Here is a 15,430-nt window from a genome sequence, read left to right on the forward strand (position 1 = left end):
CTGATCAGAACTCCATTTCACCAACTGACCTTCTGATAATCCGCGCCACCCGGCTAGCTTCCATATGCCTCAAACCGGGGTTTGGCTCTGCAAGAGCCCTCATAAACCGCCGCGTCAGTTGTGGCCCCTTTTCAATCGTTTGGCTTATCTCTTCCAGCGCCTTCTCTAACTGGCGGCTGCGCACATCCCGGCGTGTACAATCCCTCGCCGCCCGTTCGATAACGTACAGCCTTCTTTGAAGCTGGTCATTATCAACCAGCTCTTCCGACCAGTTGCCACCAAAGGCGACATTTCCGAGTTGCTTTTTCTTTTCCGTCATGGAACAAAAAGAGAACATTTGGCTTCATTTTGCAAGACGGATTTTTATGACATGACGCCTATGCGGTCCCTTTATGTTGATATGAATAGCTTTTTTGCGAGTGTGGAGCAGCAGGCAGACCCATCACTTAGAGGCAAGCCGGTGGCAATTACGGCAATCGACAATGAATCAGGGGCTTGCGTTGCGGCGAGTTATGAAGCCAAAGCATATGGCATCAAAACCGGCACCCGTATCTATGCGGCGAAGGAGCTTTGCCCCGGTATTATCTTCCGCCCCTCCCGGCATCGACTGTATGTACGGGTTAATCAGAAAATCGCCCGTGTCATTAATGAAATTGCGGAATTGGAGTTTGTCCGCTCCATTGATGAATTCCAGGTGGCGCTGGGAGGCGATAGTTCCAGTCTGGACCGGGCGCTGGACCTTGCCCGTGAGATCAAGGCGGCGATACGGGAGAAGGTCGGCTCGGAGCTTCGCAGTTCCATTGGCATCGGTCCGAACCATCTACTGGCAAAGATAGCGGGCAAGCTGGAGAAACCGGACGGGCTTCAATGGCTGGCTCCTGAGAACATGCCGGAGGCTATCAGGCATCTCTCCCTGGATGACCTGCCGGGTATTTCACAAGGCATCAAGGGCAAGCTCTATGGTGCGCAGATTTATGACGTGAAGGCGCTTTACAATCTTGATCCGCGCCATGCCAGAATGATTTGGCATTCGGTTGAGGGAGAGCGGTTTATCAGAGCCTTGCGGGGAATGGATATCCCGCTTATGCCGACCAAGCGAAATGGCTATGGGAACAGTAAAGTTCTCGCGCCCGAATACCGCCCGCCACACAAGGCAAGACTGGTTGGACGCTGGCTGGTCGAAAAGGCGTCGGAGCGAATGCGCAGGGACGGCTATTGCACTCGGCATTTCCATCTATCTCTTCGATTGACTGACGGCGGACGTCATGCAGGAAAGAAGATTGGGGCAACGCGGGATACACGGTTCCTACTCTCGCTGTATGAAGGGCTTTGGCGAGACATCCGCCGTCGCAGCAACGGAGATGTTTTGTCGATCAGCGTTCACCTTGGCGACTTGGTCCTGCTAACAGAGCGCAATGGCGACCTGTTTGCGCCGCTTTCGCCAGGTATGCCAAACAAGCCGGAAAAGCTCGCCATTGTTATCGACCATATCAACCGCCGCTTTGGGGAACGTATGGTGAAATATGGAGAGCATCAGGACCCTCCGGGATTCTTTGAGAAGGGATAAATTTCACTTCTTCCATCAAAATTATTGGACCATTTGAAATATTAGCTCAGAAACAAATGCATCCTGACGCCATCAATGCTGCAAACACTCCATCAAATCTCTCTGGGAAGCGCGTAGAGTCGCTTACATCGCCTTCGGGCACATAGATGACCAAACCAGCCCTGAAACGCGTCAGCAGAACTCTGTAGGCGTTTAAACGATATTGCCTCTCGTCAAACCACTATTCTAGTTATAAGTTTAGCTTTCACCGGCGCAGTGGTTTAACAGCACTCTATTATACTATCCAGATATAGTTTTTTTGTATTCCCCAAGAAGCACTAAGAAAAGAATTGGGCTTCCAAAATGAGAGTTTAGCTTGTAGCTCAAATTGCATTGTCATATTGGTTCAACTAATTCTTATCGAATAATTCGTGTGAATTTTCCCTAAACCCGTTCTTCGCTTGGTGCACAAGAGAACTTTTGTCGATAACACTTAGAAAAATGTGATGCCGATGTGAACCCGCAAGCCAACGCAACCTCAATTACACTCATGGAACTTTGAACGAGGAGGAAACGGGCTTTGGATAGTCGTAATCCTAGATAGTATTGAGCGGGAGAAGTTGACAAATATCTCCTAAATAATCTGTCGAGTTGCCGAATGGATATGTTCACCTGATCGGCAAGCTTCCTACAGGTTAATGGCTCTTCAAGAGAACTTTCCATCAATGAAATTGCTGCTAGTAATTTCGGGTGGCGTATACCAATTCTACCTCTTATCGGCATACGCTGACTTTCATTTCCTTCACGAATTCTTTGAAGTATCAGCATATCAGCAACTTGAGAGGCTATTTCGCGATTATTCTGTATCATAATCAAACTAATCATCATATCCAGCGCTGAGGTACCGCCAGCACAGGTGAAGCGGTTACGATCAACTTCATACAAATTTCCTGTAACGTCCAAATCTGGAAATTCTTCAATCAAGCTATCCATTATTTCCCAATGGACTGTGCACTTATATCCATTAAGCAATCCTGCTTTTGCAAGAATCTGACTACCAGTGCAGACAGCGCCGACTGCCACTCCATGGGATACTAAATACTTCAACTTGTTTAACAGTTCCGGATGAGACTGACGGTTTAGTTCGTTCCCGCCGATAACAATAACAGTTGATAATTTATCTATGTCAGATAAAGCCCCATCGACATTCAGGTTTATTCCATTACTTGCCGTGACGGCATTACCTTCAAGTGAGTAACATTTCCAACTATAAATTGTTCGCCTTGATATTCTGTTCACCATTCTCAGTGGTTCGATAGCAGAAGAAAAACCCACAAATGAAAAATCAGAAACCAGAATAAACCCTACTTGCCAGACTTCCTCATTCAATAGAGTTAGGTGACGCAGCGACCTCGTTTCATTTCTATATATGTCCTGTGCATACAAGACTTCATTGCGGAACATATCGTTCTTTATCTACCCCCATATTCTATTGTCCGCAAAAATTAATCTAACAACCATTTTGGCAGCCAAAGAGCGATTTCCGGAAATAATGTTAATATTACAACGGCCAAACACATAAGAAGAAAAAATGGCAGCGCATATAATGCAATTTTCCCGATAGGTTTATTTGTAATACCCTGGAGGACAAACAGGTTGAATCCTATTGGCGGGGTTATCTGGCCCAACTCAACCATGATCACTAGGAAAACGCCGAACCATATGGGATCCCATCCTGCGAGCATCGCTATTGGTAAAGTAATCGGCAGGCTCATCACAACAATTGAAATCCCATCTAGAAATAACCCCAGAAGGATATAGAACATGGATAAAACAAAAATCAGTCCGTAGGGAGATAAGCCCAAACTGGCGATCTCTGACGCCAGCATTTGAGGAACATGGATAAACCCCATCGCCGTTGACAGGAATGAGGCTGAAACGACGATCGTAATTGCCATGCACGAAATATTAAGTGCACTCATAAGAGATTCTATGAGAATGTTCACCGTGAGCTGTCGCGTGACCAAAGCCAATAGTAACGAAGCCGCAAAACCAAGCGCGGCCGCTTCCGAGGGCGTAGCAAAACCCGTGTAGATGCCACCAAGAACAACAACGATTAAAAGGAAAACCGGAAATAAGTCCAGCGCAGCCCAAAATCGGTCTTTCCAGGTAAATCGATCAATAGCTTGCGGAGATTTTTCCGGGTCCGCCGAACAACTCAAAATTATATATGCCGAATATAATCCCGCGACCATTAGTCCTGGCAAAATACCCGCGGCGAAAAGACGAACAATCGAAACCTCGGCCAGAACTCCATAAATAATCATGACAATCGAAGGTGGGATCAATAGTCCCAAACTACCCGCGCCGGCAAGCGATCCAATTGTCAGAGCTTCGTTATAGTTTCTCTCCGCCAACGCCTTCGTTGTGATCCGTCCTATGGTGGCAGTTGTCGCTGTACTTGATCCACTCATTGCCGCAAACAAAGTGCATCCGACAATGTTCGTATGAAGTAACCGGCCGGGAAGCCAATTGACAAATGGCGCCAATCCCCGAAATACCCGGTCGGACATATCCGTCCTATAAATAATTTCTCCCATCAGTATAAATATTGGTATGGCGGCCAGTTCCCAGGTGCTCGCCGTTTTCCACATTATGCCTTTCAGGATAAATCCAATACGATCAATGGGAAAATCAAGGATAAGAAACAGTGAAGTAACTCCGACCAGCATCAAACCGACGAATATCCAGGTCCCCATCCCAAGAAAAAGCACAATGAGTCCGACCGTGACAACACTAGCTGTTAAGCCATCCATAGTTTCTTATCCCCTCACAACGGTTTTGCTTTTGGGCAGTAAATCAGCCGGAACATTTACATTGATGTATGCCGTTGAAATACCTGCTACTGCACATGTAAATCGTGAGAATAAGATCAGCCAAAAAACTATGAGGCCAAGGAGCATGGCTGCTTCCGGAATCCACATGGGAAACTCTGCAACTGTCTCACTCACTGCCCCTCTTTCGTAGGCTCGCAAGATACTTCCCCAGAAGTATATAATAGCCATACCAACTACGCCGAGCGTTAACAAAATCGCCGTATTTTCAAGTGCGACCACAACCCGTTGTTTGTTAGAAAAGGCATTTAATATAAAATGCACCCGGATAAGAATATTTCGCTCAAACGCGTAGGCGAGAGTATTAAAAGTGATGGCTGCAGTTAAATATCCAACAAATTCACCAAGTACATAGGTCGATGTATTGAAAAAATTCCGGAGGGCAATTTCCAACAGTATATGCCCCACCATTAGCAACAAAGCTATTGCAGAAATATATGCGAGAATCTGTGCAACATAAGAGAGGATCTTATGTATACAGAGAATATATCTCTGAAATCCATTAAGTGGCTCGCTTTTATTTGTACTCGGAAGCACTAAAATTATTCCTGCGTGTTTAAATTTATGAAGAAAGCCCGCATCAAAAGTTTAGGCCTTCTTCATATTAAGAGAAGAACTTTTATTTTGCTCTTGCATCGTTATAGGCTTTTAGCACTTCATCACCACGTTCGCCGACCTTAGCCTTCCAGTCACTGATAGCGTCGCTGGATGAACTGACCAAAAAATCCATAAAATCAGCAGGAACATCATCCACAATGGTAATTCCGGCCTCTCTCATCAATTTATAGTTTTCCTGAACACGGTTTTTTGCAAGAGACCATACAGCTTCTTCAGCTTCCTTGGCTGCCGCAGTAACAGCCGCTTTCTTACTGTCTGACAAACCCTCCCAGGTATCCTTGTTCATATGGACGACGCTAAGTGGAGAGGCATAGTTGATTTCAACAAAATGGCTGAGAAGATCCTGAAATTTGTTTTTGAATCCACCTTCTTCTGAAGTCAAAACGGCATCAAGACCGCCCGTCGTTAATTGCGGCACAACATCAGAAAACCCTAGAGTTACTGGCGAAGCATTAGCCGCCCGAAATGTCATGAGGCCTAAAGGGTCAAATGTGCGAATTTTAAGATTTTCAAGATCCGCTTTTGTAGTAATTGATTTGTTCGCCCAGATCCCCGAAGGTGTCCATGGGATAGTGTAGAGCAATATCTGGTTATCTTTTGCCAGAGCTACCTCATAGTATTTTTTGGTTGCCTGATACAGTAACCAGGCTTCGTCGATACTGCCTGTTAGAAAAGGTATCGCACTGACCTGCCAGATGGGATCAAACCCAACAAAAGGACCGGTGTAACTGTCCGCCAAGACAACAGCGCCGGTACTAACAGCATCGTAGTGATCCTTTCCCTTGTAGCCAAGAGAACCGCCATAATGAACTGTCACATTAATTCCACCATCCGTCTTTTCAGAGAGTGCTTTTGAAAAAATTCCATCAGCGATCCCTGTAAGCGAAGTTGCACTTTGCGCAGTTGGCATATCCCATTCGACGGCATTGGCTGTCGGGATGGTTAAGGCAATTAAAACTACAGCGCCAAGTGCGGAAAACAAATTTGTATACCGTCTCATGCTGAACTCCTTGTCATATTTAAGATGTTATATAAAAAACACTTTTCGGACCCTATTGTTCTACTTTCCGGATTACCTGTCCGGCCCGATGGTTGGTAATTTCAGAGTTATCAAGTGCAATTTTACCGTTTACAATGACATGTTTCATGCCCGTTGCTATTTGATTGGGATTCCATAGCGTCGTTCTTTCCCCAAAATCTTTCGGATCAAAAACAGATATGTCTGCGTACGCATTTTTTGCCAAAACACCACGACCTCGCAGATTCAGAATACTGGCGGGCTGACCCGTTAGTTTGTAAATAGCCGCTTGTGGCGTTAGAAACTTGCGCTCGTTTACAGCGAAACGGAAAAACCAGGAGGCCCAGCTATAAGCGCCATGAAATGCGGAACCGGCCAGTGGCCCGTCTGGACATAAGGCCGTTGCATCTGATCCCGGCACGCAAAGATTATTTGCAAACGCCAGCTCTTGATCAGACACAGAATACACGGGCCTAATCACCATTAACGGTGAGGTGGCGTTCGCTGATCGGCAGAGAAGCTCCAACGCAGCATCTCCTGGTGACATATCCATTCGTCTGCCAATGGCAAAAAAATCCAAGCGACCGAACTCAGGGATAATTTCGTTGTCAAGTAACGTGACTTTACTCCAGTTTCCGTTGTTAACAATCGATGGAAATTCAAGAATGCGTGATCGAACGCCTTTATTTTTAATCAATTCAGAGAGGCCGGATAACCCATTGCTCAAGGCCCAGGGCGGCAGCATCGCATGCAAAAAAGTCATCGAAAATGAACGTGTATGCATATCGAAAGATACATCCTGTCCATCCATGCGCGCGTTTTCAACAGCCTCCACACAGGCTTCACAATCCGAAGACCCTCCGCGAGGCAGCAAGTGAGATATCTGAAGTCGAACACTACTCTTTTGAGCTGTTTCCAACGCCTCTTCTACCGCGTTGAGTGCACCCTTATCGCGTTTGCGCGTATGGGTCGCATAAAGAAGATCTTTCTCATACAAAGGCACTAACAGAGCCTCTATTTCTTCTTTTCCTGTTCCCGTTTCTATTGGATACTCTAATCCAGTGGACAGACCGAATGCTCCCGCCTCAAGCCCTTCATCAAGATGACGGCGCATAAGCTTTATTTCATCAGGCGCTGCCGGCCTATCTTCAAGCCCTATTACCGCTTGCCTTAACTGACCATTTGGAACGAGTGTTGCCACATTGATTGCAGGGCCTGCGTCTTCAAGGCGATCAAGATATTCAGATGCCGTTGACCAATTAAGAGGTGCAAGGTCGGAAATGCCATAAATACTCCCTCTTGCAAGGAGTTTATCAACAATAGGGAAGCAACCGTGCCCACAGTTTCCAATAACCTCTAGTGTTACTCCCTGAAAAATTGAACTGACAGCGCGCGGATCAACAAGCAAGGTGAAGTCCGAATGGCTATGGATATCAATAAATCCCGGTGTCACATACATAGCTGTGGCATCAATTTCGTGAATGCCAATCGTGTCAATACGACCAATCTCTATTATTTTGCCATCGCTCACCGCAACATCAGAAATGATGCCAGGATTACCAAGTCCGTCAAAAACTGTTCCGTTGCGAATGATGATATCAGGAGTCATTGAAGCAGTGACTCCATATTAGAACGCAAATCCAAGGTTGCTTTCGCATCGACTTCATTGTCATTGATGACCACACCATAGTCGTGCCGTGCACCCTCCAACGTTACCTTGCCGTCAAGAACATCTTCGAGCACAAGCATGGGAGAACGTTGTAGCGCTTTTCCATAGCCTCCGCCGCCAGCTGATACCGTACGAACAATGTCACCAGAATTTTGATCAAAACTCTGCATCGGCATCGTCGGAATCATCCGTGCCTTTCCATCTCTGCCAATCAACTCATTTCGAGATGGGCTGCCCGTCTCTCCACCTGCCACTCCGTAAGGCGGGCAACGGCGACGATCAGAACGAACGGTAAATTGAGCGGTGTCTGAGAGAAATTCAAATTCTCGGACGAACGCCAGACCCCCGCGATATTCTCCAGGCCCTCCACTGTCCGGGACCAACCCATATCGTTGAATGCGCAAAGGAAGTTCGGCTTCAATTAATTCTATCGGCTGATTTGAAAGATTTGCAGCTGGATTGGATACCCCTTCTTCTCCATCCAAACCAAATCGGGCGCCCCAAGTCCCAACCATTACTTCCGTCAGTACAAACGAGCGACCCTCATGGCTCCCTCCTACAGAAAATAAAATTGGCCCCCCCTCACATCCAGCGATGACGCTTTCCGGCATTGCCTGAGCAAGGGCCCCCATGACAGCATCAAAAACGCGATAGCCCATAACGCCACGTGCAGCGCAGGCCGCAGGCTCAAGCGGATTCAGTATCGATCCTTTTGGTGCAGAGATGCTGATTGGACGCATATAACCCTCGCAATTTGGTATATCGCCTTTTGCTAAACAGCGGATTGCACAATATGCAGCAGAATGTACCATGGGTATAGGACAGTTAATAGCCGCCGCTACCTGAGGAGATGTGCCCTCGAAATCAATTAAAATTTCGCTACCTTTGATTTCCAGTCTTACTGCTATGTCTAGCTGTATGGGGTCATCTCCAACACCGTCGATATGATCCAAATTGTTATACACACCATCTGGCATCGACATAATTTCCTCACGCATTCGCTTTTCAGCAAAATCGTGCAGCGCGCGGAAATAAACGTTCAGGGTACCCAATCCATGTTTTTCGACAAGTTCGGCAAGGCCTCTTTCTCCTGCTTGACAAGAGGATATTTGAGCCCGGAGGTCCCCCAAGACCTGAATAGGTGACCGTGTATTACGTTCGATAATTTTAAACAGGGTTTCGTTTACCTCACCAGCGGCATACAGCTTGAGGATTGGAAGGCGCAGCCCTTCCTGATGAATATCCCTGGCATGAATAGCGACGCTACCAGGTGCAATTCCACCAACATCCGAATGATGAGCCATTGTCGTTGCGTATCCCGCAAGAGTACTGCCGACAAAAAGCGGCTTTATGATGTAAATATCAGGAAGATGTTGGCCACCGGAACCATATGGATCGTTTGCGATAAAAACGTCACCCGGCATGATGGTCGACCCATGCTCTTTCACGATCAAAGACATAATATCGGGGAAAGAACCAAGCTGTACAGCCAGCGTTAGGCCCTGCGCGACAACTTCACCATTCGCATCGCATAGTGCTGTTGAATAGTCCATGGAATCACGCACGACCGGTGAATAAGCACTCCGCATGATAACAAGGGCCATTTCGTCGGCAATGGAACTCAGGCCGTTCTGAATAACTTCAAAGGTGATCGGGTCGATTGGAGAGGTCATAACATTTCCTCCAATTCGACCAGAATATTGCCCGCTGGGTCTAGCGATGCCTTACAATAAGGCGGGACAACACAGGTTGAATCATACTCTTCAATTATGAACGGGCCCTTGCGGGAATTTATATTAAGTTCGTTTCTGGAAAGTACCGGCACGGTATGTTCTCCAAATTCTTCTCCGAAATAAACAGATCTTTCGCCACTGGTCGCATAGCCACCCTTTACCTGGAGCCGAGAACCATTCCGGTTGTTATTAATGTCGATCGTTGCAACAAGCTTTAGATTGATGATGTCAATTGGATCTGTGTCTGATTTATGTCCGTAAGTTTTCTCATGTTCCCTGTTGAAGCCTGAATACAACTTATCAATATTCGGATGTTTATGATCTGTAGGTATCGTTAGCTCATACGCCTGGCCCGAGTATCGCAGGTCCGCGTTTGCCCTAAACCTGACATCATTTACGGCATAGCCTTCATTCTCAACCCACCGATATGCATCTGCTTCTAGTTCTAAAAATATTTCCCCTAGTGTTTTGACATCCATCTTTTTCCTGGAACCGAAAATTGTTCTTACAAACTCATGTTCAACATCGGAGAATAGTAATCCGGCAGCGCTTAATACGCCCGCCGCAGGTGGTATGAGAATATTCTTGATTTGTAAGACACGCGCTATTTCTGCGGCAACTACCGGCCCGTTTCCGCCAAATGCAACTAATGTAAATTCCCGCGGATCTCGCCCTTGATAGGTTGAGACGGCCTTAATTGCCCGAGTCATGGTCGCGACACCAAGCGTCAGCACACCATGAGCAGCGTCCTGTAATGTTTTGCCAAGAGGTTGCGCGATTCTAGTTCTCAACGCTTCTCGCGCAGATTCTGCATCAAGTTCAAATTCTCCGCCAACCAGAAATTCCGGATTGATAAACCCTAGTGTAAGAAGCGCATCTGTAAATGTCGGCTCCTTCCCGCCTTGCCTGTATGCGACCGGCCCTGGCATTGCCCCGGCGCTCGCGGGGCCGACGGAAACCCGCCCTTCTTGATCAATCGCAATAATTGAGCCGCCACCCGCCCCTATTTCGGAAACATCAATAAAGGGCAACTTAATTGGATACCCACCTCCCTTGACCAGCTTGGAACTCAAGTTGATACCCGCACCGACTTCATATTCCCCGGTTTTTGCTGGCCGCCCGTTTTCTATCAATGCCGCCTTTGCTGTCGTCCCTCCCATATCAAAAGAGATTACCTTGTCATACGATACTGACTTAGCAATATGCGCGCTGGCAATAACTCCAGCAGCCGGTCCGGATTCCACGAGGTGAGCAGGCTTATGAATTGCAGAATTGATACTCATGACGCCCCCTGCGGAATGCATTATCCTAATCGGGCATTTCAGCCCAATTTCGCGCAAGCGATCCGACAGGGACTTTAGATACTGCGCTATGATCGGGCCTATGTAGCAATTTACAACCGTAGTGCTTGTGCGCTCATACTCTCGAATTTCCGGGAGCACCTCTGAAGATCGGGAAATGTAGACATCCGGCCCCAGTATTCGGGACAGAATTTCTGCCACCTGCTTTTCGGGTTCTGCATTTGCATATGCATGCAGAAAACAAATTGCAACTGCCTCAATACCGTCCTTTTGTAATTTCTTGGCTAGCACCTCAACATCTTCTTCAGAAAACTTACGGATTATATTGCCAGAAGAATCCATTCTTTCTGCTACTTCATAGCGAAGGCGACGAGGGACCAGCGGTTTAGGTTTTTGGTATCGAAGGTCATAAATTACCGGTATTCGTAAGCGTCGCATTTCGAGCACATCGCGAAATCCTTCAGTGGTAACAAGACTGGTATGCGCGCCTTTATATTCCAGGATAGTGTTCGTCGCGACGGTGGTTGCGTGGATCAACCCCTCAATCTCATCAGCAGAGATATTATTAACTGATAATATTTCACGAACACCTTCAGTTATTCCCTTACTATAGTCATCCGGAGTAGAAGGAAGTTTGTGTGAGAATATTGTCCCATCATCCAACAGTAGCGTGATGTCGGTAAATGTTCCACCAATGTCGACCCCGATTTTATGTCGCTTCACAGCGCTCATTATTGCTTTCCTTCACCTGATGTTCGTGGTGTTGAAAGCATGATAGGAAGGAAATATTCTCAAAGATAATGATTAAAATTAAGAAATTTAATAGGTTTTAACTATCATTTTTGCCTAGTCAATTTTACCTATGTCACAATAATACTTTTTATACGTAGTCTAACTGTCCAGAAGAGCATCAACTACTTTACGTAGAACGGATTGAATTGTGGCATCACTATTATCGTTGTTGAAAGCGACGTATGCACTATGCGCCTTTACTGGACGAGAGACATGAATTGGGAAAGCAGTGCCGCTTGCATGCAGTTCGTCAAGCAGAGATGTAGGCAGGACACTAATCGCAAAACCTTCGACGACAAGTTGCATCATACCCGACAATGTATTGCACGTTGAAATGCGTTCAGGACTCAACCCAGCTGCTCCAAACCAGTCGAAGATCGAATTATAAAGATTAGAAGGTGGTGGGTTAGTTACAATGCGCTGATCAACAAGATCTTTTGCCCGCAGCTTACCCTTGGGAAGTTCTAAGTGAGTCGATCCTGCCCATGCCAGATCAATTTTTCTCACTGGCAGTGCTTCCATTCCAGGGTGGTGTTTAGGTTCTGTCAAAACGGCAAGATCAAGTTTTCTTTCAGCGAGAAGAGCATTTAAGCGTGTACCGTAGTCAACTGTTACGTCAATATGTAGCTCGGGGTAATGCTCCTCAAACATTCTGAGCAATTTTGGCATTTCAGTCATGGCCGTATAGTCGACCATACCAAACCGTAACACCCGCATGGGCGTAGAGTTATTTTCGTGAAAGGTCTGGATTTTTCCTGCCAATGTAAGTGTTTGACGCGTATAGCGCATTATTTCACTTCCAGCTTCAGTTAAGGTCGGACGATAACCGGAGCGGTCTAGTAGTTTTATATTAATTGCTTCTTCAAGTTTGTGTATTCTTAGTGTGACCGAGGGTTGAGATATACCAAGGTGATCCGCAGCAGCACGAAAACTTCCTAACCGCGCGACCCAAAAAAGAGCCTCCAACTGGCTCAGGCTAAAGCGGATCATATTCTTTACGGCCTATGAATGTGACAATTTGTAAACATCAAATTTAAATTGGAAATTTACAAAAGTCCAAATTTATTCAATCTATTAGTAATCAATACTGACGATTAGAAATTTCAACACCCCACAATATCTTTTATGAGGAAGATAAAATCTGAATTATTTCCTGTCGGCACCATTGTGGTAGTGTTAGTTCTTTTAGATTTAAAGAGTGTTTTTGGCTCATCGTTGTGACGTGAAGAATTAAGATGAGCCAAAAATCAAAAGACAACCGTACGGCTTCTAAAAGTCTGGTCAACGCCTACTGCATAAATACCCGCAAGGTTTTTAGCATAGTAAAGGGAATACGGATTGTCTAAGATAGTTTGAGATGAAGCCAAGTATCACAGCCTATGCAGTTGCAAAAGCATCACCGAGTGGTTCTATTGAAAATCGGCCAAAGACTTTCTTTCAACGGGTAAGTAGCGCATAGAAACTCAGCAAAGGGATGTAATGGAAACACTGGATCTGGTCTTCATAGTTTCAGGCTGAGATCAGGTCAGCTTCCGCCACACCCAATCAATACCGGAGTACAGATAATGGTTTATGCGAAAGAATATTTGCGTGAGATGTGTAAAAGAATGAAAAATGGGGTACTCTAAATGAAACTAGAGAGGAATTAAAGCCTCCATTCCTGAAAATGAGCCTTTTTCCTATTACAGTTGGCGACCAATAGTAGTATAGAGTTTTTTCTAGCGAGTTTTCCGGTAATTACACTCAAGCCCTTATTTTAACAGCTGAAAGATGAGGTCTTACTGATTTTTGCCGGTAAAGGAAAAGGCCATGAAATTATCAACGTCAAAAGCCGTCATCTTACTTCTCGGAATTTGGATTCTGTCAGGATGCGCAAATAGCTATCAAGCAAATGCCATTAAAACCCCACCCACGAAAATCTCGGCCAACAGCAAATTTTACGTCACACAGCCTAAAGACGGAGTTTACGGGAACACCAACTATGCCGGATCAGGAAAGATGACGAGTGCGGCTATTGCTGCTGAACTCAGCAAGAAGGGCAGCGAAGTCGTTGTTGCTGAAACTGTAGAGACGGTTGAGCAGGCTAAGCAAAAAGCAACCACCGCATCCGCAGATTATTTGTTCGTCTCCAAGATTCTGCACTGGGAAGATAGGGCCACTGAATGGAGTCTTCTTTCCGATAAGATAACGATGAACTACGTGATCTATGATACCCATTCCGGAGAGAAGATAGCCTCAACAACTGCGAGCGCTACCAGCGGGCTAGCAACATTCGGAGGGGATCATCCGCAAGATTTGGTACCAAAGACTGTTGAGGATTTTCTGAAGGAAGTGATGCACTAAGATTTAATAGGTTTTTCAAAGGTCCAAGAAAGTCCGTAAACACTAAGACAAAACGAGTCAGAATAGGACAGAATTGACGTAACTCCTTGATTGTTAACAGATCGTCATTTGGGATGGAAATTACGTCAAAGTATAAGGATAGGGGTAGTACTTCGCCGCTAATGGCGGGAAGCCCTAGAGAGTGGGTTAAGGATCCTAGGACTTCGACACTGAACGAAGAAGATTACTTCCGGTGATCTATTTCAAGCTTCTTGATGAAAATAAGGCATCTTTTTGGGCTTGCCGTGGAACTGAAACTCAAACACCAAGCAAACCTTCTTTTGCGGTTCGCTTCGCTCACCGTTTACGTTTTGCTTCGCTTTTTTGTAGAGTATTATTTTGAAACGATTAGTTCTGTAGACCTTCCGGAATAGACATTAGTCTATCCCCCCTGCTCCTGAAATTGCAGCAAACAGGCGCTGCAAAGCGAAGAGACATTGATCTTCGCCCTCTCAGAAGCAAGGGAGGATTTTCTTCCGTATACAGTGTAGTAGATGACATAAGGGCTTAACAGCTAACGAACTGTAATCTGGCGGCGTTCATTTACCAGATATTCGGCCCCACACCCCCAGCCCTTTCGAGCTAACGCGGTTATCACAATATTTGTGATGCCTTAACACTTAGCTAGGTCATTTGACAATGTGTTAAGCGAAGGTTGTTGCCAAACAGAGCCTTCATCTTTTCAAAGTTCCATTCGCGAACATGAGATGCTCGCAGGCTTTTACCGGATAGGTGGGATACATATTGACAATCTATCCGATGTTCCTTTCGCGCTTGGCTCGCTCATATCTCCGGTCTAAGTCCCGGTATAGACGTTGTAGTATAGTGCCAATATGGAAGCTTGCAGTTGTTTGCTGCTTGCCTCTGCTGAATTCTTCGATGTTTAGTTTGATTGAGGCTAGTTTAATAAGTGCTTTATTTAGGGGTTCTTGATCGCTTTTCTCTATTTGCTTAATTTTTTGCTTATCTTCTGTCTATTCATGATCTTAATCTGTATTTATAAAATATAATATTAAGGCTCTCATCCTAACAACATAATTATTCAATAATTTTCAGATGTTTATTTCAATTCGTATATTTATTACAATATTAAATAATTGTTTAAATAAAATTAATAATAAATATCGGAGATAAATATCTCATTTTGCGCATATAACTAGAGGCACTACAACAACAGAAAAGACAAAGTATAAGATTTCAGAAAAATTGTCATGAGACACAAAAAATTTCTGATTTATTAATCGCCTATACTCAGCCTTCAAACAACGGAACGGTTTCAGAAAATCCTAGAATTAAATATTTTCTCATGGGCAAAACAAAGCGAAGTACGTGAAAAACCGGCCATTCTCGACACATTTACCGACTCCAAATTGGCCCTCTTCTAATGAAACTAGTAGCGATCAATAGCCAAAGTGAATCCGGCAAATCTTTGATTTTAATACAAATGAAAACCTCATTTTGTCCTATTCTGTCCTGT

At 45.3% G+C, this 15,430-nt stretch carries 11 protein-coding genes; 2 read left to right on the top strand and 9 right to left on the bottom strand.

From position 1 onward, the window contains the following. Positions 1-4 precede the first annotated feature (4 nt). Positions 5-337 carry a hypothetical protein gene (locus GQE98_RS12630; RefSeq protein ID WP_161315979.1) on the bottom strand — a complete coding sequence of 111 codons (333 nt, stop codon included), beginning with the start codon at positions 335-337 and terminating at the stop codon, positions 5-7. A 33-nt stretch (positions 338-370) separates the two neighbouring features. On the opposite strand from GQE98_RS12630, the gene GQE98_RS12635 reads away from it, so the two are divergent. Next, positions 371-1,567: a Y-family DNA polymerase gene (locus tag GQE98_RS12635; RefSeq protein WP_161315980.1), complete on the top strand. Its 1,197-nt coding sequence runs from the start codon at positions 371-373 to the stop codon at positions 1,565-1,567. A 423-nt stretch (positions 1,568-1,990) separates the two neighbouring features. Here GQE98_RS12635 and GQE98_RS12645 read toward each other — a convergent pair whose 3' ends face one another. From GQE98_RS12645 to GQE98_RS12680, 8 genes are all read right to left on the bottom strand, one after another. Beyond that, a complete protein-coding gene (locus GQE98_RS12645) occupies positions 1,991-3,010 on the bottom strand; it encodes a GlxA family transcriptional regulator (RefSeq protein WP_161315981.1) in 1,020 nt (339 codons plus the stop codon). 41 nt (positions 3,011-3,051) lie between these two features. Further along, positions 3,052-4,362, bottom strand: coding sequence for a TRAP transporter large permease (locus GQE98_RS12650; protein ID WP_161315982.1), 1,311 nt, complete (start codon positions 4,360-4,362; stop codon positions 3,052-3,054). Positions 4,363-4,368: 6 nt separating this feature from the next. Continuing rightward, positions 4,369-4,851 carry a TRAP transporter small permease subunit gene (locus GQE98_RS12655; RefSeq protein WP_281351298.1) on the bottom strand — a complete coding sequence of 161 codons (483 nt, stop codon included), beginning with the start codon at positions 4,849-4,851 and terminating at the stop codon, positions 4,369-4,371. A 208-nt stretch (positions 4,852-5,059) separates the two neighbouring features. Next, on the bottom strand, positions 5,060-6,058 hold the full coding sequence (locus GQE98_RS12660) for a TRAP transporter substrate-binding protein (protein WP_161315984.1): 999 nt from the start codon (positions 6,056-6,058) through the stop codon (positions 5,060-5,062). A gap of 52 nt (positions 6,059-6,110) precedes the next feature. Continuing rightward, on the bottom strand, positions 6,111-7,685 hold the full coding sequence (locus tag GQE98_RS12665) for an N-acyl-D-amino-acid deacylase family protein (RefSeq protein WP_161315985.1): 1,575 nt from the start codon (positions 7,683-7,685) through the stop codon (positions 6,111-6,113). Further along, positions 7,682-9,418, bottom strand: coding sequence for a hydantoinase B/oxoprolinase family protein (locus GQE98_RS12670; RefSeq protein WP_161315986.1), 1,737 nt, complete (start codon positions 9,416-9,418; stop codon positions 7,682-7,684). The genes GQE98_RS12665 and GQE98_RS12670 overlap by 4 nt, the downstream gene beginning before the upstream one ends. Then, complete coding sequence (locus tag GQE98_RS12675; protein ID WP_161315987.1) at positions 9,415-11,511, bottom strand: hydantoinase/oxoprolinase family protein; 2,097 nt, start codon at positions 11,509-11,511, stop codon at positions 9,415-9,417. Before GQE98_RS12675 ends, GQE98_RS12670 begins: the two co-directional genes overlap by 4 nt. A gap of 159 nt (positions 11,512-11,670) precedes the next feature. Then, positions 11,671-12,561: a LysR family transcriptional regulator gene (locus tag GQE98_RS12680; protein WP_161315988.1), complete on the bottom strand. Its 891-nt coding sequence runs from the start codon at positions 12,559-12,561 to the stop codon at positions 11,671-11,673. An 819-nt stretch (positions 12,562-13,380) separates the two neighbouring features. Between GQE98_RS12680 and GQE98_RS12685 the strand changes: the two genes are divergently transcribed. Further along, positions 13,381-13,914 carry a DUF4823 domain-containing protein gene (locus GQE98_RS12685; protein WP_161315989.1) on the top strand — a complete coding sequence of 178 codons (534 nt, stop codon included), beginning with the start codon at positions 13,381-13,383 and terminating at the stop codon, positions 13,912-13,914. Positions 13,915-15,430 lie beyond the last annotated feature (1,516 nt).

This window comes from Sneathiella litorea (genome assembly GCF_009882915.1).
GTDB lineage: Bacteria > Pseudomonadota > Alphaproteobacteria > Sneathiellales > Sneathiellaceae > Sneathiella > Sneathiella litorea.

Coding starts and splice junctions, on each gene's coding strand:
- GQE98_RS12630 (WP_161315979.1), bottom strand. CDS start 337: ATGTTCTCTTTTTGTTCCATGACGGAAAAGAAAAAGCAACTCGGAAAT.
- GQE98_RS12670 (WP_161315986.1), bottom strand. CDS start 9,418: ATGACCTCTCCAATCGACCCGATCACCTTTGAAGTTATTCAGAACGGC.
- GQE98_RS12660 (WP_161315984.1), bottom strand. CDS start 6,058: ATGAGACGGTATACAAATTTGTTTTCCGCACTTGGCGCTGTAGTTTTA.
- GQE98_RS12685 (WP_161315989.1), top strand. CDS start 13,381: ATGAAATTATCAACGTCAAAAGCCGTCATCTTACTTCTCGGAATTTGG.
- GQE98_RS12645 (WP_161315981.1), bottom strand. CDS start 3,010: ATGTTCCGCAATGAAGTCTTGTATGCACAGGACATATATAGAAATGAA.
- GQE98_RS12635 (WP_161315980.1), top strand. CDS start 371: ATGACGCCTATGCGGTCCCTTTATGTTGATATGAATAGCTTTTTTGCG.
- GQE98_RS12675 (WP_161315987.1), bottom strand. CDS start 11,511: ATGAGCGCTGTGAAGCGACATAAAATCGGGGTCGACATTGGTGGAACA.
- GQE98_RS12680 (WP_161315988.1), bottom strand. CDS start 12,561: ATGATCCGCTTTAGCCTGAGCCAGTTGGAGGCTCTTTTTTGGGTCGCG.
- GQE98_RS12655 (WP_281351298.1), bottom strand. CDS start 4,851: ATGGTGGGGCATATACTGTTGGAAATTGCCCTCCGGAATTTTTTCAAT.
- GQE98_RS12650 (WP_161315982.1), bottom strand. CDS start 4,362: ATGGATGGCTTAACAGCTAGTGTTGTCACGGTCGGACTCATTGTGCTT.
- GQE98_RS12665 (WP_161315985.1), bottom strand. CDS start 7,685: ATGACTCCTGATATCATCATTCGCAACGGAACAGTTTTTGACGGACTT.